This window comes from Cupriavidus lacunae (genome assembly GCF_003353055.1).
Taxonomy (GTDB): domain Bacteria; phylum Pseudomonadota; class Gammaproteobacteria; order Burkholderiales; family Burkholderiaceae; genus Cupriavidus; species Cupriavidus lacunae.
This window is the reverse complement of the sequence record NZ_QKWJ01000006.1, coordinates 121,252-142,634: the sequence shown is the minus strand read 5'-3', so window position 1 is coordinate 142,634 and position 21,383 is coordinate 121,252. Positions and strand designations below refer to the sequence as shown.

The 21,383-nt window shown below is 67.7% G+C and carries 18 protein-coding genes and 1 pseudogene; 7 read left to right on the top strand and 12 right to left on the bottom strand.

Translation table 11 applies throughout. The features are described from left to right. The first annotated feature begins 153 nt into the window (after positions 1 to 153). From DN412_RS07890 to DN412_RS07880, 3 genes are read left to right on the top strand one after another with little or no spacing between them, the layout of a single operon-like run. Positions 154 to 468 (top strand): FeoA family protein, encoded by a 315-nt coding sequence (locus tag DN412_RS07890; RefSeq protein WP_115013983.1) that lies wholly within the window; start codon positions 154 to 156, stop codon positions 466 to 468. A gap of 14 nt (positions 469 to 482) precedes the next feature. After that, on the top strand, positions 483 to 2,339 hold the full coding sequence (gene feoB, locus DN412_RS07885) for a ferrous iron transport protein B (RefSeq protein WP_115013982.1): 1,857 nt from the start codon (positions 483 to 485) through the stop codon (positions 2,337 to 2,339). A 14-nt stretch (positions 2,340 to 2,353) separates the two neighbouring features. Continuing rightward, positions 2,354 to 2,695, top strand: coding sequence for a DUF6587 family protein (locus DN412_RS07880; protein ID WP_115013981.1), 342 nt, complete (start codon positions 2,354 to 2,356; stop codon positions 2,693 to 2,695). 372 nt (positions 2,696 to 3,067) lie between these two features. On the opposite strand, the gene DN412_RS07875 is transcribed toward DN412_RS07880, so the two are convergent. Continuing rightward, positions 3,068 to 4,423, bottom strand: coding sequence for a hypothetical protein (locus DN412_RS07875; protein ID WP_115013980.1), 1,356 nt, complete (start codon positions 4,421 to 4,423; stop codon positions 3,068 to 3,070). A 605-nt stretch (positions 4,424 to 5,028) separates the two neighbouring features. Between DN412_RS07875 and leuA the strand changes: the two are divergent. Then, positions 5,029 to 6,738: pseudogene (gene leuA, locus DN412_RS07870) on the top strand (2-isopropylmalate synthase). A gap of 342 nt (positions 6,739 to 7,080) precedes the next feature. Then, entirely contained in the window at positions 7,081 to 7,725 is a 645-nt protein-coding gene (locus DN412_RS07865; RefSeq protein ID WP_115013979.1) for an OmpW/AlkL family protein, read from the top strand. 860 nt (positions 7,726 to 8,585) lie between these two features. On the opposite strand, the gene DN412_RS07860 is transcribed toward DN412_RS07865, so the two are convergent. Continuing rightward, positions 8,586 to 10,073, bottom strand: coding sequence for an AMP nucleosidase (locus DN412_RS07860; protein WP_115013978.1), 1,488 nt, complete (start codon positions 10,071 to 10,073; stop codon positions 8,586 to 8,588). Between the two features lie 187 nt (positions 10,074 to 10,260). Between DN412_RS07860 and DN412_RS07855 the strand changes: the two genes are divergently transcribed. After that, entirely contained in the window at positions 10,261 to 10,650 is a 390-nt protein-coding gene (locus DN412_RS07855) for a GNAT family N-acetyltransferase (protein ID WP_078198719.1), read from the top strand. 352 nt (positions 10,651 to 11,002) lie between these two features. Here the strand turns inward: DN412_RS07855 and DN412_RS07850 are convergent, their stop codons facing one another. From DN412_RS07850 to DN412_RS07840, 3 genes are read right to left on the bottom strand one after another with little or no spacing between them, the layout of a single operon-like run. Continuing rightward, entirely contained in the window at positions 11,003 to 11,968 is a 966-nt protein-coding gene (locus DN412_RS07850; protein WP_115013977.1) for a Bug family tripartite tricarboxylate transporter substrate binding protein, read from the bottom strand. Positions 11,969 to 12,013: 45 nt separating this feature from the next. Then, positions 12,014 to 12,367, bottom strand: coding sequence for an AtuA-related protein (locus DN412_RS07845; protein ID WP_078198717.1), 354 nt, complete (start codon positions 12,365 to 12,367; stop codon positions 12,014 to 12,016). A 12-nt stretch (positions 12,368 to 12,379) separates the two neighbouring features. Next, entirely contained in the window at positions 12,380 to 13,741 is a 1,362-nt protein-coding gene (locus DN412_RS07840; protein ID WP_115013976.1) for an acyclic terpene utilization AtuA family protein, read from the bottom strand. 115 nt (positions 13,742 to 13,856) lie between these two features. Between DN412_RS07840 and DN412_RS07835 the strand changes: the two genes are divergently transcribed. Continuing rightward, on the top strand, positions 13,857 to 14,762 hold the full coding sequence (locus DN412_RS07835; RefSeq protein WP_078198715.1) for a LysR family transcriptional regulator: 906 nt from the start codon (positions 13,857 to 13,859) through the stop codon (positions 14,760 to 14,762). Positions 14,763 to 14,827: 65 nt separating this feature from the next. Here the strand turns inward: DN412_RS07835 and DN412_RS07830 are convergent, their stop codons facing one another. The 7 genes from DN412_RS07830 to DN412_RS07800 form a co-directional block, all read right to left on the bottom strand. After that, positions 14,828 to 15,619 (bottom strand): SDR family oxidoreductase, encoded by a 792-nt coding sequence (locus DN412_RS07830; RefSeq protein WP_115013975.1) that lies wholly within the window; start codon positions 15,617 to 15,619, stop codon positions 14,828 to 14,830. Between the two features lie 37 nt (positions 15,620 to 15,656). Beyond that, positions 15,657 to 16,790, bottom strand: a complete 1,134-nt coding sequence (locus DN412_RS07825; RefSeq protein WP_115013974.1) for an ABC transporter substrate-binding protein — start codon at positions 16,788 to 16,790, stop codon at positions 15,657 to 15,659. A 269-nt stretch (positions 16,791 to 17,059) separates the two neighbouring features. After that, entirely contained in the window at positions 17,060 to 17,572 is a 513-nt protein-coding gene (locus tag DN412_RS07820; protein WP_115013973.1) for a DUF1269 domain-containing protein, read from the bottom strand. 215 nt (positions 17,573 to 17,787) lie between these two features. Further along, the gene (locus DN412_RS07815) at positions 17,788 to 19,221 is read right to left on the bottom strand and encodes an acetate kinase (protein ID WP_115013972.1); all 1,434 of its coding nucleotides are present in this window, start codon (positions 19,219 to 19,221) and stop codon (positions 17,788 to 17,790) included. A gap of 77 nt (positions 19,222 to 19,298) precedes the next feature. Continuing rightward, positions 19,299 to 20,261: a flagellin gene (locus DN412_RS07810; RefSeq protein ID WP_115013971.1), complete on the bottom strand. Its 963-nt coding sequence runs from the start codon at positions 20,259 to 20,261 to the stop codon at positions 19,299 to 19,301. 10 nt (positions 20,262 to 20,271) lie between these two features. After that, complete coding sequence (locus tag DN412_RS07805) at positions 20,272 to 20,970, bottom strand: C39 family peptidase (RefSeq protein WP_115013970.1); 699 nt, start codon at positions 20,968 to 20,970, stop codon at positions 20,272 to 20,274. Beyond that, complete coding sequence (locus DN412_RS07800) at positions 20,967 to 21,377, bottom strand: hypothetical protein (RefSeq protein ID WP_115014044.1); 411 nt, start codon at positions 21,375 to 21,377, stop codon at positions 20,967 to 20,969. Before DN412_RS07800 ends, DN412_RS07805 begins: the two co-directional genes overlap by 4 nt. Between the last annotated feature and the right edge of the window lie 6 nt (positions 21,378 to 21,383).

Genomic DNA, 21,383 nt, shown 5'->3' with positions numbered 1-21,383 from the left:
GCGCCCTGACGCGGCAATGGCCGGCATGCCCACCCTTTGCGGGGGCAACGCCATGCCTTATTTGCTATACAATGAAAACGATTTTCATTTACAAACCCCGGCGTGGTCGCGCAGACCGCTTGGCGGCAGACCGCGCCACGGACTGGAAGCATGATGCGGTTGTCTGAACTTCCACGGCGCACGCCCGCCGTCGTGCAATCGGTGGACGACACCACCCCCGGGGACCCGGTCGCGCGCCGTCTGCGCGAACTGGGCTTCGTGCCCGGTGAAGCCGTGCAGATCATCGCCCACGGGCCCTTCGGCATGGACCCGCTGGTGGCGCAGGTAGGCTTCACCCGCTTTGCGCTGCGCCGCTCGGAGGCGGCGCGCATCGGCGTAGAGATCGCCAGCGCCTCGGTCACCAGCATCGCCCCCGTCACGCAGGACGGCGACCAGACCGCCAAACCGTCCGTAAAACGGACTGCCTGAGCCTTCCCCGGATTATGTCTGCAGCTCCTTCTACTTCTGCCCTGCGCATTGCGCTGGTCGGCAATCCCAATTGCGGCAAGACCGCACTGTTCAACCGCCTGACCGGCAGCCGCCAGAAGGTGGCCAACTATGCGGGTGTGACCGTCGAGCGCAAGGAAGGCTACTTCGTGTCGCCGGGCGGGCGCCAGGTGCGCATCCTGGACCTGCCCGGTGCCTACAGCCTGCACGCGGCCAGCCTCGATGAAGCCATCACGCGCGACGTCTGCATGGGCGTGCGCGCCGGCGAGCAGCGCCCGGACCTGCTGGTGTCGGTGGTCGACGCCACCAACCTGCGCCTGCACCTGCGCTTCGTGCTGGAGCTGCGCCGCCTGGGCCTGCCGATGGTGGTGGTGCTCAATATGAGCGACGCCGCCGCGCGGCGCGGCATCCAGATCGACCGCGACAAACTGTCGGCCGCGCTCGGCGTGCCGGTGGTGAGCACCGTCGCGGTCAGGCACGACGGCGCGGCGGCACTGGTCAGCCTGCTCGACGACACCCTGCCGCCGGCCCCGCCGGCCACCCCGGAACCCGCCAGCGACATGGACGTGCACGCCGAGGTCAACCGCCTGCTGGCGGCCGCGGTCAGCATGCCGGCGCGCACTGCCGCGCTGGACGACCGCATCGACCGCATCGTGCTGCATCCGGTGTTGGGCCTGCTGCTGCTGGCGGTGCTGCTGTTCCTGATGTTCCAGGCGGTGTTCTCGTGGGCCGCGCCGCTGATGGAAGGCATCGAGGGCGGCGTGCACTGGGCCGGCGAGATGCTGGGCGCATACCTGCCCGAGGGCATGCTCAAGAGCCTGCTGGTCGACGGCCTGGTCGCGGGCCTGGGCAGCGTGGTGGTGTTCCTGCCGCAGATCCTGATCCTGTTTCTGTTCATCCTGACGCTGGAAGAATCCGGCTACCTGCCGCGCGCGGCGTTCCTGCTGGATCGCCTGATGATGGGCGCGGGGCTGTCGGGGCGCTCGTTCATCCCGCTGCTGTCCAGCTTTGCCTGCGCCATCCCGGGCATTATGGCCACGCGCACCATCCAGGACCCGCGCGACCGGCTCACCACCATCCTGGTGGCGCCGCTGATGACCTGCTCGGCACGGCTGCCGGTGTATGCGCTGCTGATCGGCGCCTTCATCCCCGAGCGCACCGTGATGGGCCTGTTCAACCTGCAGGGGCTGGTGCTGTTCGCGCTGTACGTGGCCGGCATCGTCAGCGCGCTGGTGGTGGCCTACGCGCTCAAGTTCTTCCGCCGCGACCGCACTGACCATCCGCTGCTGATGGAGCTGCCTTCGTACCGCATTCCCAACCCGCGCGATGTGGCCATCGGCCTGTGGGAACGTGCCCGCATCTTCCTGTCGCGGGTGGGCAAGGTGATCCTGGCGCTGACGGTGCTGCTGTGGTTCCTGTCGACCTTCCCGTCCGCGCCCGTGGGCGCGACCGCACCGGCCATCGACTACAGCTTTGCCGGCATGATCGGCCATGCGCTGCAGAAGGTGTTCGCGCCGGTGGGCTTCAACTGGCAGATCTGCATCGCGCTGGTGCCAGGCCTGGCCGCGCGCGAGGTGGCGGTGGGTGCGCTGGCGACCGTCTACGCGCTGTCGGGCAGTGAAGAGACCGTGGCCACGCAGCTGGCGCCGATGATCGCCGCCCAATGGTCGCTGGCCACCGCGCTGTCGTTGCTGGCCTGGTACGTGTTCGCGCCGCAGTGCATCTCCACGCTGGCGGTGATCCGGCGCGAGACCAACTCGTGGAAGGTGATGGCGCTGTCGGCGGCCTACCTGACCGGGCTGGCCTACCTGGCGGCGTTCGCGACCTACCGCGTCGCGCTGATGTTCAGCTGAGGCAAGCCGACGCCATGACCCTCTACCACGCCATCGAAACGCTGCTGGTCCCGCTGATCGTGCTGGCGTGCGCGGTGTCGGTGCTCGCGCGCTACGCGCCGCGCACGCGCGAGCGCGTCAAGGCCGCGCTGGCCGGGCGCCTGGGCGGCACCCCTGCCACCGGCTGGCGCGGCCGGCTGGTGCGCTGGCTCGCCCCGCAGGCCGCGACGGGCTGCGCCAGCGGCTGCGACGACGGCGGCTGCAACACGTGCGGCGCCAATACCGCCAACAACGCCGCCAACAACACCGCCAACAACACCGCCAGCGGGCAGGACAAGCCTGCCGAGCAGGTGGTGCGCTTCGTGCGCAAGCGCTGAGCTGCGCGCTTTCCTCCTCCAGATTTTCCACGCAGAAACGGGTACGCCCGCTGCTTCCGCCAGGCGCGGAAGCAGCGGTTTGCGCTTGTCTGCGAGCTGTCTGGCGGTGGTAGAAGGCCCCCGCAAAGGCTTGCGCCGTGGCACGCAGAAACGGGTACGCTTTGCGCGCGGGCTGGCCTGCCGCGCATCTCGTGGACGTGTTGCAAGGGCAGGCCCGGCCTTGTTCTGACGCCATTGGCGGCAGGCGCCGGCATCAACAGAATCCCTCGCGCCGGTCACGCAGAAACGGGTACGCTTTGCCGGCATTTGTTCCGCCAAAGGCAGAACGCCCTCCGGATGGAGGGCGTTTCGCCAGGGGCGGGAACCTGCTGCTTACCTGACCGTACCGTAGAAGACCAGCTTCAGCGGCGTATTGTCGGCGACCGCGGTGCAGGTCGCGGTAATGGTGAAGGCGCCCGCTGCGGTGCCGGTGGCGCGCACCTGGTTCGGCAGCATGAGCAGGCTCGGGCTCAGTGACACCGGACCGGTGCTGGACCATGCCCAGTTGCTGCAGGCGGTGTACTGCGCGTCGTCGCCCAGATGCTTCATGCGTGCCGTCACCTCGACCGGGATCGGCTGCATCAGCAGCAATGTCATCGGGTCCTGGTTGTCGCTGACCAGCGCCCAGGCCGGATTCTCCGTCACCGTCAGGGTGGCGCTGCGGCGCTCGCCAAGCTTGCTGCTGACCGCGGTCACCGTCAGGCTGCCCTGGACCGGTCCCTTGTCATTGGCCAGGCTGGTGCGCACCGTCGCATCATGCGTACCCGCGGCTTCCGATGCGGACAGCGTGGCCGAGGTCGCCGTGTAGGTCCAGGTACCGTCGAAATCCGCAGTCACGTCCTGGCCATCCTGACGCAGCACGCGCGAGGTGAAGGTATCCGGACGACTGCTGAACACCTGCAGCGCGTTGACTTCACGTCCACCCTTGGTGGTCACCACGCGATAGGCGGCGGCGCCGTTCTTCTGCACCGTCACCGCGAGCACGCCACCGAGGGTATGCCCGTCGGGCGCGGTCACCGACACCGAGACACTGGCCGTGGCCGCAGTGGTGGGTGAACTGTTGCTCGCCTTCAGCGTGGCATTGTTCTGGCTGGCGGTGACCTGGACCGCGGTGCCGCTGCTGGACCAGGCCCAGCTGTTGACGCTGGCCGAGACATCGCTGCCGTTGCTGTCGACCAGCGATACCGCTACCGGCAGCTCCTGGCCGTCGCTCATCGACAGGCTGGTGTTCGGGATCGACAGGCTATAAGTCAGCGCCGACGCCGGCACCACGGTGATGGTGGCCGATTGCGCGGGCAGCTGCACCGTCGTGTTGTCGGCGCTCTTGACCGTCGCCACTACCTGCACGGTGGTGGTTCCGGGGGCAACGCCCTTGACCACGGCGCTGCCCGGCGTGGTGGCGCTCGCGTCCACGGTGGCAACGGTGTTATCGGTGCTGGTCCAGTTGAAAGTGGTGCTGCCCGATACGTCGACGCCGGTGCTGTCCACCGCCAGCGCGCTGATGGTAATCGTGCGCCCGACGCCGACCTCGCCGGAGGTCACGCTCATCTTCACGATATAGGTCAGCGGCGTGGTGGTGCCCGCGGCCGGCGCAGCCGGCGCGCTTGAGCCGCCGCCTCCGCCGCAAGCCGCCAGCAACATCGTCACGGCAGAGCCTGCCAGCCAGGATGCCCACGTTCTCATTCTCATGATGATCCCCCAGTCGCTTGTTTTTTTTCCGCGATATCAGCCTAGGCACAAAGGTGCCCGCGCAATACCGTCCAGAGGACTGAGGTGCAGCGCACAGAACATGCGCGTGACTCATCCATTCAGCGCAATGTCACCACCATACGGGCGAGGAAAAAACGGGCGGCAATGGCCCGGCGGCGGGCCGCCCCCAACCGTTTGGCCCAATCCGCGCAGAGCGATCCCCCGATCGGGCCACGCTGGCGTGCCGCGCACTGCCGCACCCCTCCGCCGCTTGACCGAGGTGGGGCTTGTCGACTAATCTTGGCCGGTCATGCGGTCCCGCGCCGCATGCGCACAAACCCAGAGCGGCTCCGGCCCACCCTCTCCAGCCACGATGAACCGTGACACCAGCACTCCCTGCCAGGCTGCCGATGCGTCCCGCATCGCTGCCCGCGCACGCGTGCTGGCTGCCCTGGCATCGGGCCGCGCCCTGCGCGCTTCCTCGCTACTGCTAAGCCTATCGATCGGTTGCCGGGCCTAGCGCCCTGTGGCAGTTCGGCAGCCTTTCGCCACCCTTTTTCCGTGATTTCCGTTTTTGACTTCCTTAGCGAGGAAGGAGACCCCCTATGCTCAGCAATCCCGCCACCAGGTACCAGCCTGCCGCCACCGTCGACATCCCTGACCGCAGCTAGCCCGGCCGTACCATCACGCGCGCACCGCGCTGGATGAGCACCGACCTGCGCGACGGCAACCAGGCTCTGATCGAGCCGATGAACCCGGCGCGCAAGCTGCGCTTCTTCGAGCAACTGGTGAAGATCGGCCTGAAGGAAATCGAAGTGGCGTTCCCCGCGGCCTCACAGACCGATTTCGACTTCGTGCGCATGCTGATCGAGGAGCAGCGCATCCCCGACGACGTCAACATCGTGGTGCTGACGCAGTCGCGCGAAGACCTGATCCGCCGTACCGTCGAATCCGTACGCGGCGCGGCGCGCGCCACGGTGCACCTGTACAGCCCGATCGCACCGGCATGGCGGCGCATCGTCTTCAACGCGTCGCGTGAAGAGATCAGGGAGGTCACGGTATCGGGCACGCGCCTGATCAAGGCGCTGACCGATGCCATGCCCGAGACCGCGTGGACCTACGAGTATTCGCCCGAGTCCTTCAGCCTGGCCGAGCTCGATTTCTCGCTGGAAGTGAGCGACGCCGTCTCCGCCGCGTGGCAAGCCGGCCCGGGCCGGCCGATGATCCTGAACCTGCCGACCACGGTCGAATGCAGCACGCCCAACGTGTTCGCCGACCAGATCGAATGGATGCACCGCCGCCTCGCCCGGCGCGAACATATCGCGCTGTCGGTGCACCCGCACAACGACCGCGGCACCGCGGTGGCCGCCGCGGAACTGGCCGTGATGGCGGGCGCCGACCGCGTGGAAGGCTGCCTGTTCGGCAACGGCGAGCGCACCGGCAATGTCGACCTGGTGACGCTGGCGCTCAACCTCTATACGCAGGGCGTGGCGCCCGGGCTGGATTTCTCCGATATCGATGCGGTGCGCCAGTGCGCGGAACACTGCAACCAGCTGCCGGTGCATCCGCGCCATCCGTATGTGGGCGACCTGGTGTTCACCGCGTTCTCGGGCTCGCACCAGGATGCGATCCGCAAGGGCTTTGCGCAGCAGCGGCCGGACGGCATCTGGGAAGTGCCCTACCTGCCGATCGATCCGGCCGACCTGGGCCGCAGCTATGACGCGGTGATCCGCGTCAACAGCCAGTCCGGCAAGGGCGGCATGGCCTACCTGCTGGAACAGGTGCATGGCATCTACATGCCGCGCCGTCTGCAGATCGAGTTCAGCCGCGCGGTGCAGGCCATGACCGACGACACCGGGCTGGAAGCGAGTGCCGATGATCTTTATGGCCTGTTCCAGCGCGAGTACCTGGCGCAGCAGGCGCCACTGCGCTATGTATCGCACCACCTGGTATCGGACAGCGGTGGCGCCACGGAAATCGAGGTACGGATGGTGCGCGACGGCACGCCGTGCAGCGTGCGCGGCACCGGCAACGGGCCCATCGACGCCTTCGTCAATGCGCTGGACTTCCCGGTACGCGTGATGGACTACCACGAGCATGCGATGACCGCGGGCGCCGATGCGCGCGCAGCGTGCTACGTGGAAGTGCGTGTGGGCGATTCGCCGACAGGGTTCGGCGCCGGCATCGACGCCAACCTGGTCACGGCATCGCTGCGCGCGGTGATCTCGGGTGTGAACCGGCACCTGCAGACCGGCTTCGGCGTGACGCCGCAGCCGGCGGTGACCGCAGTGGCTGACGCGGCCGCCGAGGCCTGACACCGCCAGCGGCCGCAAGAAAACCGGTGTGCCCCGCCCCCACGGGGCACACCCGGAAAGACGCCCTTGCGGACGCCCACGACATGCACGGTGCCGATCCGCGCGCGCTGCCGGCGTGCGCGGATCTTTCGCACAGCGTAAGGGGCGGCACCGCGCGGCGCCACGAATAATTCCGCATGTGTTTAGAAGCCCGGCTGCAAGTCGCGCCTGCGCACGGGCTGCGCTGTGGCGTCATTGCGACGCCGCGCGCCCCATTGCCTTCTGCTTGTTTTGGGTCAAGGCCCCGGCCGGCCTGCCCGGCCAAACTGGGCCCGGATTCGACACCAGACCAAGCAGAACCTCATGAAAACTCTCTCTCTTCGCACCCGGGTCACCTGTTCCGCCATCGCCGCCTGCGCCATGCTGGGCGCCTTCGCCACCCCTGCTGCCGCCGCTGACGACGCACAGGGCAACTGGATGGTGCGCCTGCGCGGCACCTACCTCGACATGGCCAACAGCTCCGACCCCGTCGGCGGCGTCGGCCCGTCGGACCGCATCACGGTCAACAACAAGTGGATTCCCGAACTCGACGTCACCTACTTCTTCACGCCCAACATCGCCGCGGAACTCGTGCTGACGGTGCCGCAGAAGCAGGACGTCTACCTCGACGGCAACAAGATCGGCACCTTCAAGCATCTGCCGCCGACGCTGCTGGTGCAGTACCACTTTATTCCCAACGGCACTTTCCGCCCGTATGTCGGCGCCGGCCTGAACTTCACCCGCATCTGGGGCGCGGACATCGCCAACAACTCGCTGCAGCTCGACAGCTGGAGCGTCGCTCCGGCGCTGCAGATCGGCATGGACTACAAGCTGACCAAGAACTGGTTCCTGAACGCCGACATCAAGAAGATCTGGCTGTCCAGCGATGTGAAGGCGGGGGGTGTGAAGGTGTCCAAGGTGAATCTGGATCCTTGGCTGTTCAGTATGGGGGTGGGGTATCGGTTTTGAGTTAGGTTTTGGGTTGTTGGTTATGGGGTTGGGTGGTGTTCTTGGCGGGCGCGGGCTGTTTCGCCGGCGTGGCCGGCGGGGCTCTTTGCTCGTTGGCTTGGGGGATCTAGGTCGGGTTCCATGTTGTCGTAGGTTTGACCGCCTGGTTCCGCCCTGCTGGGCGGGTCACTTTTTGTCCGAGCGACAAAAAGTAACCAAAAAACGCGTCGCCTCTGGCGGCTGGCCACCAATTTGGTGGTGTTGGTGGTTCGGGCGGAGGTGCTTGCCGTTTTGCGTGGTTGGCCGTTCGACCCTGCTACGCACCCTGTCCGGTGCCTACGTCGACGGACTATTGGACGAACCCGACTTTAGGCTATTGGCACCCTGCTAACGAGGTCATCGGTAGGACGCCTTCGGCTGCGCTGCGCGCACTCAGTATCGTAGGTCGAAGGCACTGGCACGGAGTGCGTCGCTGCGCTCGCACGGCGTTCTCGTGATGCCGGGCAGAAGGCGCAAATCAGGACGTGGTCCGCAGCTCTGCCACGTTAGGGCCGGCGCGAAGCGCAGCCGAAGGCGTCCCACCGACGCGGTGCTTAGCAGGCTGCCAACAGCCTAAAGTCGGGTTCGTCCAATAGTCCGTTGATGTGGGCACAGACAGGGTGCGTAGCAGGCTCGAACGGCCAACCACGCCAAATGGCAAGCACCGCCGCCCGAACCACCCCCACCATCAAATTGGTGGCCAGCCGCCTGAGGCGACGCGCTTTTTGGTTACTTTTTGTCGCTCGGACAAAAAGTGACCCGCCCAGCAGGGCGGAACCAGGCGGTTAATCCTACGACAACACAGGAATCACCCCCCAAGGCCAACCACCCCCCCAACCTCATCACCGAAACGCCGGCTCATCAAAACTCCGCAACTTGCGCGAATGCAACTGCTCCACCCCATTCTCACGGAGGATACGAATCGCCTCCAGCCCGATAGTCATATGCTGACTCACACGCTGGCGATAAAACGCATTGGCCATGCCACGCAACTTGAGTTCGCCATGCAGCGGCTTGTCCGACACGCACAGCAACGTGCCATACGGCACCCGCAGCCGGAAACCATTAGCCGCCACCGCCGCGCTTTCCATATCGATGGCGATCGCGCGCGACTGGTTGAAGCGCGCATACAGCGACTTGGACTTCAGCTCCCAGTTGCGGTCGTCGGTCGACACCACCGTGCCGGTGCGCATGCGGGTCTTCATCTCGTTGCCGGACAGCCCGGTCACGCGCGCCACGGCTTCCTGCAATGCCACCTGGATCTCGGCGATCGGCGGCACCGGCACCCACGGCGGCAGGTCATGGTCGAGCACGTGGTCGTCGCGCACATAGGCGTGCGCCAGCACATAGTCACCCAGCTGCTGCGAGCGGCGCAGGCCGCCGCAGTGGCCCACCATCAGCCAGCAGTGCGGGCGCAGCACCGCAAGGTGGTCGGTCATGGTCTTGGCATTGGACGGGCCCACGCCGATATTGACCAGCGTCACGCCCAGCTTGTCCTCGCGCACCAGGTGGTAGGCGGGCATCTGCGGCAGCGCGCGCGGGCGCGTGGCGTCGTCGGGCTCAGCCTCGCCGAGTTCCTGCATCAAGTCGCCGGGTTCGACAAAACGGGTATAGCCGCCGCCGTCGCTGCTGGCCATCAGCCCGCGCCCCAGCGTGACGAACTCGTCGACATAGCGCTGGTAGTTGGTGAACAGCACAAAGCGCTGGAAGTGCTGCGGCGCCGTGCCGGTGTAGTGGTACAGCCGCTGCAGGGCCAGGTCCACGCGCTCGGCCGGGAACAGCGACAGCGGCCAGGCCTCGCCCGGCACCGGCTCATAGGTGCCGTTGGCGATGCCGTCGTCGATGCGGCTCAGTTCCGGCAGCACGAACGATGCCTCCAGCTCGCGCGCCTGGGTGTAGCTGATGTCGGTGGTGGAGGCCTCGATCACGAACGGCAGCGGGATCGGGCGGCGGCTCAGTCCCACCACCACCGGCACGCGGTGATAGCGCATCAGCCGCTCGATCTGGTCGCGGTAGTAGTCGGCCAGCAGGTCGGGGCGCGTCACCGTGGTGCCGTACACGCCCGGGTAGGCCACCGTGCCCCATGACGGCCGGCTGTCGGTGACCATGGTCTCGATGTTGACCGAAATGCCCAGGTACGGATAGCACGCGTGCGCTGCCGAGGGCAGCGGCTTGCCGCTGGCGAAGGCGTCGAAGCGCGCGCGCACGGCGCCGACCGAAGCATCGTAGATGTCACGGATGCGGGCGATCGCCGCATCTGCGTCGGTGAATTCGGCCAGTTGGTCGGCCGGATGCGCGGAGGAGAAGACTGGGGCGTTCATGGAGGCCATGATACCGCGCCGGCGCGCCCGCGTGAGCAGCCCCCCACCCCGCCGCAGGCCAAATTGACGCGCCCGCGCACGCTCGCTACACTCCGCCAATTGTGCGGCATGGGTTCCCGTGCCGTTCTCGACTCGCGGCGCCCCTGGTGGCAAGGGGCGGCGAGGGGCCGTACACGTTTTACTGGGAGAGCCGCCAATGGAAATCCGTAACTTGTTGCCCGACGACATCGAGGCAGCCAGGCAACTACTGATCGCCAATGGCTGGGCTCACCGGGTGGGCGGCCCGGAGAAATTCGCGCGGCTGGTGGCCAATTCCCAGCGCGTGGTCGTGGCGGTCGAAAAAGGCGAGGTCGTGGGCTTTGCCCGCGCGCTGTGCGACGACGTCTGCGACGGATTCCTGTCGATGGTTGCGGTGGCGCCCAGCCACCGCCGGCGCGGCATCGGCCGTGCCCTGGTGCGGCATATCGTCGGCAACGACCCTGATATCAACTGGATGCTGCGCGCGGCGCGCTCCTCGGAAGCCGCCTTCTTCGGTCAGCTCGGCTTTACGCCATCGATGGTGGCCATGGAACGGCGCCGGCCCTGACCTGCGCGTACCGCCGGCGGACGGTCAGCGTGCAAGCGTACCCAATTCTGCGAGCAGCGGGATGACAGCCTCCGGGCGTCCTGACGAGAACAGGGACCATCCGTCCCATACGCCAGACTGGTCACCAGGATGACTCCCGGCCAAGCGCAACGAACCCGCGTGCGCCAGCCCACGCAGTCCTTCAGGAGGCAACCCCGGCAGGTGGCGGTCCGCGCAGGAGGCCAGCGCTCGGCCCGACTTGGCCGGGCCTTGTCAGTCAAGGCCGGAAGCACCAAAGCGTACCTACTTCTGCGTAAAAAACGGGGCCGCGTGGCCCCGTTTTCCATGCATGGGAGCTTGTCCTGCTCCGTGCTCACTCTGGCTGGATATTCGCCGCCTTGATGATGCGCCCCCACTTGCCGGACTCTTGCGACTGGAACTTCGCCAGCTCGGCGGGCGTGCTGGTGAACACCTCGGTGCCGGTCGCCTTGTAGAAGCTGGCCGCGGTATCGCTGCGCGCGGCCTTGACCATCATGGCGTTGAGCTTCGCCACCAGCGGCTGCGGCGTGCCCGCGGGTGCATAGGCGGCGAACCAGTAGCTCATCTCGTAGCCCTTGACGCCGGCTTCGTCGATGGTGGGCACCTCCGGCGCCAGCGGCGAGCGCGCCTTGCCCGACACGCCCAGCGCGCGCAGCTTGCCGCTCTTGACCTGCGGCAGGCCGGTAGCGGTGTCTGTGATCATCATCTGGATCTGGTTGCCGAGCAGGTCGGTGATGGCCAGCGGGTTGCTCTTGTACGGCACGTGCAGCAGCTCCACATGCGCCATCTGCTGGAACAGCTCGCCGGCAATGCGCGACGACGAGCTGCCGCTGCCGAAGCTGAGCTTGCCCGGCTGCTGCTTTGCCAGCGCGATGAACTCGCCCACGGTCTTGGCCGGCACCTGCGGGTTGACCACCATGATCTGGCCGCCGCGGCCCAGCGCGGTGATCGGCGTGTAGTCCTTGACCGGGTCGTACGGCAGCTTCTTGAACAGGTGCTCGTTGGCCGCATGCGTGGTGTTGGTGCTGATCAGCACGGTGTAGCCGTCCGGCGCGGCCTTGGCCACGTCCGACGCGGCGATGAAGCCGTTGGCGCCCGGCTTGTTGTCGACCACGACGGTGGCCTTGCTGTCCACGGTGATGGCCTGCCCGATGGCGCGCGCCAGCTGGTCGGTGGCGCTGCCGGCGGCAAACGGCACCACGAAGCGGATCGGCTTGTCGGGGAACTCGGCCCAGGCCTGCCCCGCGGGCAGGATCAGCGCAAGCGCGGCAACGGCCAGTGGCTTGAGAAACGGGGTCATGGTGGTGGTCTCCTGTTGAAATCGTTGTCGGTGTGAAGCCATGAATCAGTGGTGATCCGGGGCGCCGCCAGCGAGCCGCGGCGGCACCGGAATCTCAAGCTGCAGCAGGCGGAAGGACAGCGCCTTGCCATGCGTGTCGAGGTTGAGCGCGTCATTGACGCCGCCATCGAGCACGCCGTCGAGGACGAAGTTCATCGCCTGCAGCGACGGCACCAGGTAGCGCGTGACGGCCGTGGGCCGCCGCTCGCGGAACAGCGCGCGCACGGCGTCTTCAGTCACATGCGCGACCAGGTGGTCGTAGTCGCGCGCGTCGTAGGCGATCACGCTGATGTTGGAACGGTTGCCCTTGTCGCCGGTGCGGCCATGGGCGAACTGGTAGAGCGCGGCGGTGGCGGTCATGTGCGGGCCTCCTCAGGCGATAAAGGTATGGGTGGGCGCGACGGCCTCGCGCGGCACCAGGCAGGAGACCGCGTTCAGGCGCGCGCGCTGCGCGGTGCGCACGCCGCCGCCGCCGGCCGGGCCGCAGGTATAGAGCGCATTGACCTCGCGCTGCAGGGCCTGCGCCACCGCCAGGTCGTCATGCGCCAGCGCGGCGCGCAGGCGCACGTCCTGCGCCGCTTGCTCATGTGGCTGGCGCTGCGCGAACATGGCGCCGCCGTCGTCGGCCAGCACGCTGAGCACGCCGATCAGGTCGAAGCGGATCGGCGCGTCATGGCCCAGCAGCTGCATGCGCCGGCGCAGGATGTCGGCGGCCAGCCGCGCGCGGGCGGCGGCGTTGGGGCCGGCGTATGAGATCTCGCCCTCGGCCAGCCAGCCGCCGTGGCTGAAGACATTGGCCTTGAGCTGCGCCGGGCGCGGGTGGCCGCGCACATTGCGCACGGCGACGCGGTCCGGGCCCAGTTGCGCCACGGTGACGGCGCCGATGTCGGCGACCACGTCCGGCGTCAGGTAGGCGGCCGGATCATGGACCTCGTACAGCAGCTGTTCCTTGACCGTGCGCAGGTCCACGCAGCCACCGGTGTTGGCGGCCTTGAAGATCTCGATGCCACCCTCGGCGTCGAGCTGGGCGATCGGGAAGCCCAGCGCATGCACATCGGGCACGTCCTTCATGCCGGGATCGGCAAAGTAGCCGCCGGTGACCTGCGCCCCGCACTCCAGCAGGTGGCCGGCCATGGTGGCGGCGCCCAGCCGGTCCCAGTCGTCCCACGACCAGCCGAAGTGCGCCATCGCCGGCCCCACCGCCAGTGCCGGATCGGCCACGCGCCCGCATACCACCACCTGGGCGCCGGCGGTGATCGCCTCGGCGATGCCTTGGGCGCCGATATAGGCGTTGGCGCTGACGAAGCGATCGGCGTCGAAGGCATCGCCAAGAATGCCTTGCAAGCGCGCGCGCCCCGCATCATCGGAGAGGTCATCGCCCTCCACCACCCCCACGCGCGGCGCGGGCAGGCCCAGTTCCTTCGCCAGCTGCAGCACGCGCCGCGCCGCGGCGCGCGGATTGGCGGCGCCGAAATTGCCGACGATGGGAATGCGGTGTTGCAGGCACAGGCCCAGCACCGGCACCAGCAGCGCATCGAGCAGCGGCTCATAGCCCAGCGCGGGATCGTTGCGCCGTGCCAGCTGCGCCAGCGCCAGCGTGCGCTCGGCCAGGGTCTCGAAGATCAGCGCGGACGGCTGCCCGCAGGCAATCAGCGTGCGCACCACCGGCAGCGCGGCATCGGTGCGGTCGCCGGAGAAGCCGGCGCCGGAGCCGATCAGCAAGGGAGCAGTCATGGTCGGGGGCAGGGTTGTTGGTGGGGTCGATCCCATTCTAGGGCGAGTACGTCCAGCCAAAAAACGGATTATTTGGATTAATCTATCGACTTGCTCGATAAATCCAACAAACCCCATGAACCTCTCGGTCAAGCACCTGCGCGCCTTCGTGGCGCTGGCCACTTACCGCAACTTCACGCGCGCGGCGCGCGCCTGCCACCTGTCGCAGTCTGCCTTCAGCGCGCTGGTGCAGACGCTGGAGGAACAGGCCGGCAGCCGGCTGTTCGAGCGCACTACGCGGCATGTGGAGCTGAGCAGCGATGGCGTGCGCTTCGAGCAGACCGCGCGCCGGCTGCTGGCTGACTTCGAAACCGCGTTCGAAGACCTGCGCGCGCACGCGGAGCGGCGCAAGGGCCGGGTGTCGATCGCGGCGCTGCCCTCGCTGGCCGGCGGCGACCTGCCGCCGCTGCTGGCGCAGTTCCGCGCGCTATATCCGGGCATCGTGCTGGAACTGTTCGACCAGCTCGCCGACGGCTGCATCGAACTGGTCCGCCAGGGGCGCGCCGACTTTGCCCTGGCCCCGGCGCCGGCCCAGGACGACGACCTGCGCGTGGAGCCGCTGGTGCGCGACAGCTTCCACCTGGTGTGCCCGGCGGACCATCCGCTGGCGCGCAAGCGCCGCATCGCGCCGGAGATGCTGGCCGGCCTGCCGTTCATCCAGCTGTCGCGCACGACCAGCGTGCGCCAGCACCTGGACGCCGCGCTGCATCCGTTGCGCCTGACCAGCGTGATGGAGGTGGAACACCTGGCGACGGTGGCGGCGCTGGTGCAGGCGGGGCTGGGCATCAGCGCGGTGCCTTCGCTGGCGCTCTTCCAGTTCCGGCGCGAGGGACTGGCGATCCGGCCGCTGCAACTGCCGTCGCTGGTGCGCGATATCTGCCTGGTGCGGCTCAAGGACCGCGGCGACTCGGCCGCGGCGGCCGCGATGATCGACTCCCTGCGGGCGTTCTACCGCGGTGGCAAAGCGCCGGCACGGCGCTGAAAAGCCGACGGAGAGCCGGCAAAAGCGGCACGCAGAATTGGGTACGCTTTGCTGCCGGCGGCTCGTCAGAAGTGCCCGAGATAGCCGCCGTCGACGGCCAGCACCTGCCCGGTGACATAGGACGCGGCCGGTGACGCCAGGAACACCACCGCGCCCGCCACTTCCTCCGGCTGGCCCCAGCGGCCCAGCGAGGTGCGCTGGCGCAGCCACTCTGCCACGCTCTCGTCCTCGACCATCGGCTGGTTGGGTTCGGTGGCGAAGTAGCCCGGGGCGATCGCGTTGACGGTGACGCCATGGCGGCCCAGGTCGGCGGCCATGGCCCGCGTGAGCGCATCCAGGCCGCCCTTGGTGGCGGGATAGAGCACGTCGCCGGCGCGCGCGACCTGGCCCGCGATCGAGCTGACATTGACGATGCGCCCGTAGTCGCCGCGGCGCATGCGCTGCGCGGCGAGCCGGCACAGCGCGTAGGGGGCCACCAGGTTGGTTTCGAGCATGGCGCGCAGGTCGCCCGCATCGAGCTGCGCCATGGTGCTGCGATTGCGCGCGCCGGCGTTGTTGACGAGGATGTCGAGCCGGCCATGGTCCGCGTCGATGCGCTCGAACGCCGCCGCAACGGCAGCCTCGTCGGTGATGTCGAGCACCAGCGCCTCGGCGCTGCCGCCGCGCGCGGCCAGCGCGGCGACGGCCTCATGCACGCGCTGCGCATTGCGCGCCACCACCAGCACATGGGCGCCGGCATCGGCCAGCCCGGCGGCGATCGCCAGGCCCAGGCCCTGCGCGCCGCCGGTCACCAGCGCCACGCGGCCGTGCAGCGAGAACGGGGTACGGGAATCGGGGGAAGGGGAAGGAGTAGCCATGCGGGGACTATACCGCAGCCCCCCACCCCGACGGGTTTCAGCGAATCAGCTTGCCGGTGGACGAGACGATCGACATTTCCACGAACGACGAACCGGTGTGGCGCGCGGCGCTGTAGCTGATCAGGATGCCGCCGAGATCATAGTCGCGCATGCCTTCCAGCGCCGTGACCAGCCGCTCGCGCGTCAGGTCGGGCCCGGCGCGGCGCAGCCCTTCGACCAGCACCTTGGCGGACATGAAGCCCTCCATGCCGGCGTTGGACGGCTCCACGCCCTGCTGCCTGGCCAGGTTGCGGTATTCGCTGGCCAGCGTCATCTGGCTCGAGTTGGTGCCGGGCACCACCTGCGTGATGATCAGGCCGCGCGCATCCTCGCCCAGCTCGCGGATAAAGGAATCGGCGGCATTGTTGGACAGCGTGACGAACTGCGCCTCGCTGCCGGCGCGGCGCAGTTCGCGGATGATGCGCGCCGCCTCGGAACCCGAGCCGATCACCAGCACCGCCTGCGGATTGGCCTTGTTCATGGTGGCCACGCCCTGGGTGATGTCGCCCATGGGCCGGGCGTAGTTCACCGTCGCCGCCGGCTGCACGCCGCGCGCCTGCAATGCCGTGCTGTAGCCTTCCAGCACGTCCCGGCCGAAGCCGTCGTTGGCGTAGAAGATGCCGATGCGGCTCATGCCAGACGTGGCCAGGTGGTTGATCGCCCGCGCCACTTCGTCCTGGTACTTGGCGCGCACGTTGAACACGTAGCGGCTCACCGGCCGGTGCAGCGTGATGGCACCCGTGAGCGGCGCCACCAGCGGCACCTTCTGCGCGGCGATGATGGGCAGGATGCTTTCGTTCTGGGGCGTGCCGCGCACCATGAAGAGCGCGAACACCTTGTCCTCGTCGATCAGCTTGCGCACGTTGTCGGGCGTGCGCTTGGCATCGAAGCCGTCGTCGTAAGTGACCAGTTCGATGCGCCGGCCCGCCACGCCGCCGCTGGCATTGACAGTGCGCAGGTACACCTGCGCGCCGGCGATCTGCTCCTTGACCGAGCCGGCCACCGGGCCGGTAACGCCGGCCGACTGGCCGATACGGATGGTGTTGCGGGTCACGCCCGCTTCCGCCAGGGCCGTCTGCGCCCATCCCAGCGTGGCGGCCAGCATGCCGCACGCGATCCATTTCGCCTTCATTGTCTCGCCCCCCCCGCCTGTGCGGCTGACCTTCATTGTTGTATTGCGGCGCGGCATGGATGGCCCGCGCGCCGTCATGCAAGTTACCGCATGCGTCTGATGGGGGCAAACCGGGAAAGATGCGAGTGTTGCAGCAGCATCACACCGGAACCGCGGGACGGCTCCGGTGTGTGCCGGGGCGCGCTAAGAGATGCGCGCCGGAACGCGCCGCATGGGCGCGCAGAGACATGCAACAGCGCCGTATGGCGCTGTTCGGCGATGCGTGCCGGTCAGGGGAAAGCTGGTACCGCGGGGTCCAGCCCGGCAAAGCTGGCTTCCGGATGCGCGTTCTGCAGCAGGGTTTCGATTTCCTCGACACGACCGCGCGGAACGTCCAGCATCAGCAGGATCTTGCCAGCCTCGATGTCCTTCTCGAAGGCACGCAGCCTGCTGTTGGGCGCCGAGCTGCCGATCATGCTTGCGGCCCATGCGCCGAACACCGCGCCCAGCACCGCCAGCACGCCGACGAGGCCCCACTGCGGGGAGTCGCTGACGATCGGGAACATCGCCACCACCACGCCGGCCACGACGCCCACGCCGCCGCCCACCATCAGGCCCATTTCCGCGGCATGCACGATGTCGGAGGTCTGGAACAGGTTGGCTTCATGCAGGCCCGTCATGTCGGCACCGTCGCGCGCCACGAAGTGGATGTGGCGGTTCTCGACGCGGGCAAGCAAAAGGTCGTCCATGGTGCGACGGGCACTCGCCAGGTCGGGCAACAACCAGAAGATGCGTTTGCGCATGTCTCTCTCCTTTTTCAGGCCGCACCACCGGTGAGGTTGAACCTGCTAAGAAAGTACCGCTGGCGGCGCGGGGTTATTTCTTTGTACGCCGTTCATGAGGCCAGCGCAAGGCGCGTTTCGGCGCTTGCGCACCGTGGCGCCGGATGTGATGCGCACGCGTGCCCGGCGCATGCGGGGCACGCGTCACGTCCGGCGCAAATGCGCAGGAAGGCGCGTCAGAAAGTGATCGGCAGGCGCAGATTCACCTGCAGGTCGGGCGTATCGCGCGTCAGCCCCGCGCCCACCGACAGGTTCAGCGTGTAGCGGTTGTTGAAGCGGTACGAGTACCCCACCAGCAAGGTGCCCTGCGTCACGCGTACCGAACCCGGCACGGTCTGGCCGTTCTGCTTGGTCGGCCAGATGATGGCCTGGTCGTAGCCGATACTGAACGACGCCTTTTCGTTGAGCGACAGGCCCATGCCGAAGCTGAACTCGAAGATGTCTCCCGGCGCGATCTTGCCCAGGTTCTCCTTCTCGCCGTTGAGCACGGTGCGGCTCACGTTGTCGCGCGCAAAGTTGTGCAGGTAGCTGAAGGTGCCGAAGAACACCGCCGGATCGGTCGGCAGCAGCCAGGTGATGCCGGGCTGGATCGCCTGGAAGCCGGTACCGGTTGGCAGCCCCAGCGGCAGTCCGGTGCCGGTGGTATTGCCCACGCAGCGCGTCACGCAATCGGTCACCACCTCGAACGGGTCCTTGCCGGTGTTGGACTTGTAGCGCAGCCAGCCGATGAAGTACGGGATCTTCTCGTTGCCATAGTTGAGCTGGTAGCGCAGCGTGGCCTCGACGTCGCCAAGACCCTTGCCGCTGGAATCGAACACGTTGTTGACGGCGGTGCCGGTGAACACCTCGCGGCTGATGGTCGAGCCCGAGGTCTGCACGTACGGCACCTTGGCCTCGATTTCCAGCCGCTTGGTGATGCCGTAGCGCAGCGCGATCGATTCGATATAGGTCGAGGTCTTGACCTCGCGTACATCGATCAGGCCGATCAGGATGGCCGGGATGATCGTGTAGCCGACCAGCGCCACCCGGTTGTTCGACGAATAGCCGTACTGGAAGCCGGGCTCGACCACGAACTTGCCCTGCGCGGTGAGCACGCCGGGCTGGTCGATCAGCGGCGCGATCTCGGGCGGACGCTGGTCGCTCTCTGGCGGGCGGCCCACGGGCTGATCCGCGGCCACCGTCTGCGGGCTCGCGGACTCGCCCTGCTGCGCCGCCGTCTGCGGCGGCTGGTCGGTCACCTGCTGCGGGTTGTTCACCAGGCCCGGCGCGCTCTGCGTGGCGCTGGCCGCCGCCGCCGCAGTGGCAGCGTTGGTGACGTTGTCCGCCGGCATCACGCCGGGCCCTGAACGCTGGCCGCCGCGCTTGGTGGCCAGCACATCGTTGCCGATCACACTGCGCAGTTCGCGGATCAAGACCTCTTGTTCGGCCAGGGCGCGCTTCATGGCGTCGAGCTGGCTGGCCTGATCGGCGAGTTCCCTCTGCAGGGATTCAAGTCCGGCCGCGGGGGGTCCCGCATCCGGCGGCGTCTGGGCCTGTGCCAGCCCGCCGAGCAACAGCAACGTGGAGCACCCCGCGGCATTGCGGATGCCCTGCATCGACCGCTTCTTCATCACGTCTTCCTCCCCCGGGACGGCAGACTTGTTGTGCAGGAGCCTGAGACCTGTCCTGCCTGATACCTCGCTAACGGCTACCTCATGCTCGCGGCCCGCAACAGCGCGTTGTTCAGCGCCGTGTTGGCCAGTTGTGACCGGAAGGCCTGCAGCGTATTCACGCTTGCGTCGATTGTCATTAGGCTCCGGATGCTCTGGTTGTTCAGGGTGTTCTGGATCACGGTCACCGGCGTTCCCGCCAGCGCCCCCACCGATGCGGCATTGCCCGGGCCGTTCTGGATCACGTTCAGCAGCCCGTTGGTCACGACCTGGCCGGTAGCGGTACTCACTACTGTCGTCGGCAGGCCTGCCGCAGCTGCCGCACCCGCTGTACCCGCGGCGCTCGCGCTGGCTCCCGGCGCGCCCGCACTGCCGGACGTGCCGCCATTGGCCGCCACCGCGGCAGCCCCGCTGCCCGCACCAGCGGCACCCGCTCCACCAGCGGCCGACGCCGCCGCGCCGGTATTGCCCGCGCTTGCGCTCGCGCCACCGGCGCCCGTCGTAGCGGAGGCACCGGCCGTCACCGGATTGCCAGCCAGCGCGTTGGAGACGGCGGCATTGGTGCTGGCCACGATGGCCGGGCCCAGCACCGAGGCAAGGTGCGCTGCCTGGTCCGCCGTGATGCGGCTGACGTCTGGGATGTTAAGGCGGGTCGCGACCACCAGGTCACCGTTGATGTACACCGCACGTTCGATACCGAACGAAACATGCAGGCCAGACTTCTCGAAGCCGCCCCGCATGTCGTCGAGCTTTTCCTGTGCCACCGGCTTCCAGCCGGCCATGCTGCCGCGCGCGGCAGCCAGAGAGTTGGAACCAGCCGAGTCGCGCGCGGGCATGGCCGCCTGCGACGGCAGCGCCGAAGCGTCGAGTGCGTCGGGCTGCGGCTGCATGCTGGCCTGTGCCGTGCCGGCGCAGGCCAGACCGGCGCCAAGCAGCATCGCGGCGGCCGCCGAAGCGGCGCTGCGAGGGACTGCCGGGGCCGGCAAGGAAGTCTGCAACATGATGCGTTCCTCAAAAATCACTCGCGCCATGCTTGGGCATGACGGTGAAGAACAGGCTATCCCGGTTGACTCCCATCCAGTAAGGGCCGCTGGGCGCAACGCGCCAGTCCGCGGCCAGGTTGAAGCGCGCCATGTCCGTGCGGTTGTGGATCACGAACAGCAGCTGGCTGTCCCAGATCTTCTCGAACTGCGCACGCGACATCGCGCGCGTGCCGCGCGCGGGATCGCCAACCAGCACGCGGTCTCCCTTCACGCCCTTGACCACCACGAAATGGTGGTAGCCGTTCTCCACGATCAGCACGATCGCCGGCACCTGCGTTTCTTCCAGCTTGGACAGCGGCAACTCGAAGCCATCGGCCTCGTAGCCCAGCGCGGCCAGGAAGCGCTTCATGTCCAGCAGCGAGAACCCCTCGGCGCGGATCTTCTGCCGGTCGCCGTTGATGTACATGCTCTGGAAGACCGCGGCCTCGTTGATCGGATGGCCGTACTGGTAGGTCAGCAGCGTGGCCACCGCGGCAGAGCCGCAACTGAAGTCGAACTGCTGGCGGATGGTGGACTTGAAGCGTGCCTCGCGAACACTGGTGACCCTGACGTTGTAGGGTTCGCCGACCGGCCCGTACAACGGGATGTCGGCAGCGTGGGCGCAAGGAACGCCCCCCGCGGCCAGCAGGAACGGCACAGACGCCAACAGGATGCGCAGCGGCTTCATTGCTTGAACTGGACGTTGACGATGGTCGCGTTCTGGATCAGCACGTTGGAGCCCGAGTTCTGGATCGCGGTCGGTATCCCCGCCGCATTCGCGAACGCCCCATCCGAGATGTGGTTGGAGCCGGACAAGGTATTGACCGCGGCGTTGTCGGCCACGGTGCCGTGTAGTCGCATATCGTTGACTGTGACTTCGGCGCCGCCACGGATGACATCCAGTTTAGACACAGGAACAGCTTTCGCCACCCCGGCGAACAAGCCAGCCCTGGCTGCCGGCTGTGCCGTGCCTGTGGCCGCGCGCGCGGCCACCATGGCGGCGTCCAGCCCTGGCGGCTCCGCGTGAGCCTGCAATGGTGGCCAGGCGAGTAATACCGTCGCGAATACGCCGACGGTGAAGCGGACCGGTTGCATGGTGTC

What these genes read in the sequence shown, in the direction of transcription:
- DN412_RS07880 (WP_115013981.1), top strand. Translation starts at nt 2,354, where the DNA reads ATGACCCTCTACCACGCCATCGAAACGCTGCTGGTCCCGCTGATCGTG.
- DN412_RS07830 (WP_115013975.1), bottom strand. Translation starts at nt 15,619, where the DNA reads ATGGCTACTCCTTCCCCTTCCCCCGATTCCCGTACCCCGTTCTCGCTG.
- DN412_RS07800 (WP_115014044.1), bottom strand. Translation starts at nt 21,377, where the DNA reads ATGCAACCGGTCCGCTTCACCGTCGGCGTATTCGCGACGGTATTACTC.
- DN412_RS07845 (WP_078198717.1), bottom strand. Translation starts at nt 12,367, where the DNA reads ATGACCGCCACCGCCGCGCTCTACCAGTTCGCCCATGGCCGCACCGGC.
- DN412_RS07890 (WP_115013983.1), top strand. Translation starts at nt 154, where the DNA reads ATGCGGTTGTCTGAACTTCCACGGCGCACGCCCGCCGTCGTGCAATCG.
- DN412_RS07810 (WP_115013971.1), bottom strand. Translation starts at nt 20,261, where the DNA reads ATGTTGCAGACTTCCTTGCCGGCCCCGGCAGTCCCTCGCAGCGCCGCT.
- DN412_RS07855 (WP_078198719.1), top strand. Translation starts at nt 10,261, where the DNA reads ATGGAAATCCGTAACTTGTTGCCCGACGACATCGAGGCAGCCAGGCAA.
- DN412_RS07835 (WP_078198715.1), top strand. Translation starts at nt 13,857, where the DNA reads ATGAACCTCTCGGTCAAGCACCTGCGCGCCTTCGTGGCGCTGGCCACT.
- DN412_RS07860 (WP_115013978.1), bottom strand. Translation starts at nt 10,073, where the DNA reads ATGGCCTCCATGAACGCCCCAGTCTTCTCCTCCGCGCATCCGGCCGAC.
- DN412_RS07840 (WP_115013976.1), bottom strand. Translation starts at nt 13,741, where the DNA reads ATGACTGCTCCCTTGCTGATCGGCTCCGGCGCCGGCTTCTCCGGCGAC.
- feoB (WP_115013982.1), top strand. Translation starts at nt 483, where the DNA reads ATGTCTGCAGCTCCTTCTACTTCTGCCCTGCGCATTGCGCTGGTCGGC.
- DN412_RS07865 (WP_115013979.1), top strand. Translation starts at nt 7,081, where the DNA reads ATGAAAACTCTCTCTCTTCGCACCCGGGTCACCTGTTCCGCCATCGCC.
- DN412_RS07875 (WP_115013980.1), bottom strand. Translation starts at nt 4,423, where the DNA reads ATGAGAATGAGAACGTGGGCATCCTGGCTGGCAGGCTCTGCCGTGACG.
- DN412_RS07820 (WP_115013973.1), bottom strand. Translation starts at nt 17,572, where the DNA reads ATGCGCAAACGCATCTTCTGGTTGTTGCCCGACCTGGCGAGTGCCCGT.
- DN412_RS07850 (WP_115013977.1), bottom strand. Translation starts at nt 11,968, where the DNA reads ATGACCCCGTTTCTCAAGCCACTGGCCGTTGCCGCGCTTGCGCTGATC.
- DN412_RS07815 (WP_115013972.1), bottom strand. Translation starts at nt 19,221, where the DNA reads ATGAAGAAGCGGTCGATGCAGGGCATCCGCAATGCCGCGGGGTGCTCC.
- DN412_RS07805 (WP_115013970.1), bottom strand. Translation starts at nt 20,970, where the DNA reads ATGAAGCCGCTGCGCATCCTGTTGGCGTCTGTGCCGTTCCTGCTGGCC.
- DN412_RS07825 (WP_115013974.1), bottom strand. Translation starts at nt 16,790, where the DNA reads ATGAAGGCGAAATGGATCGCGTGCGGCATGCTGGCCGCCACGCTGGGA.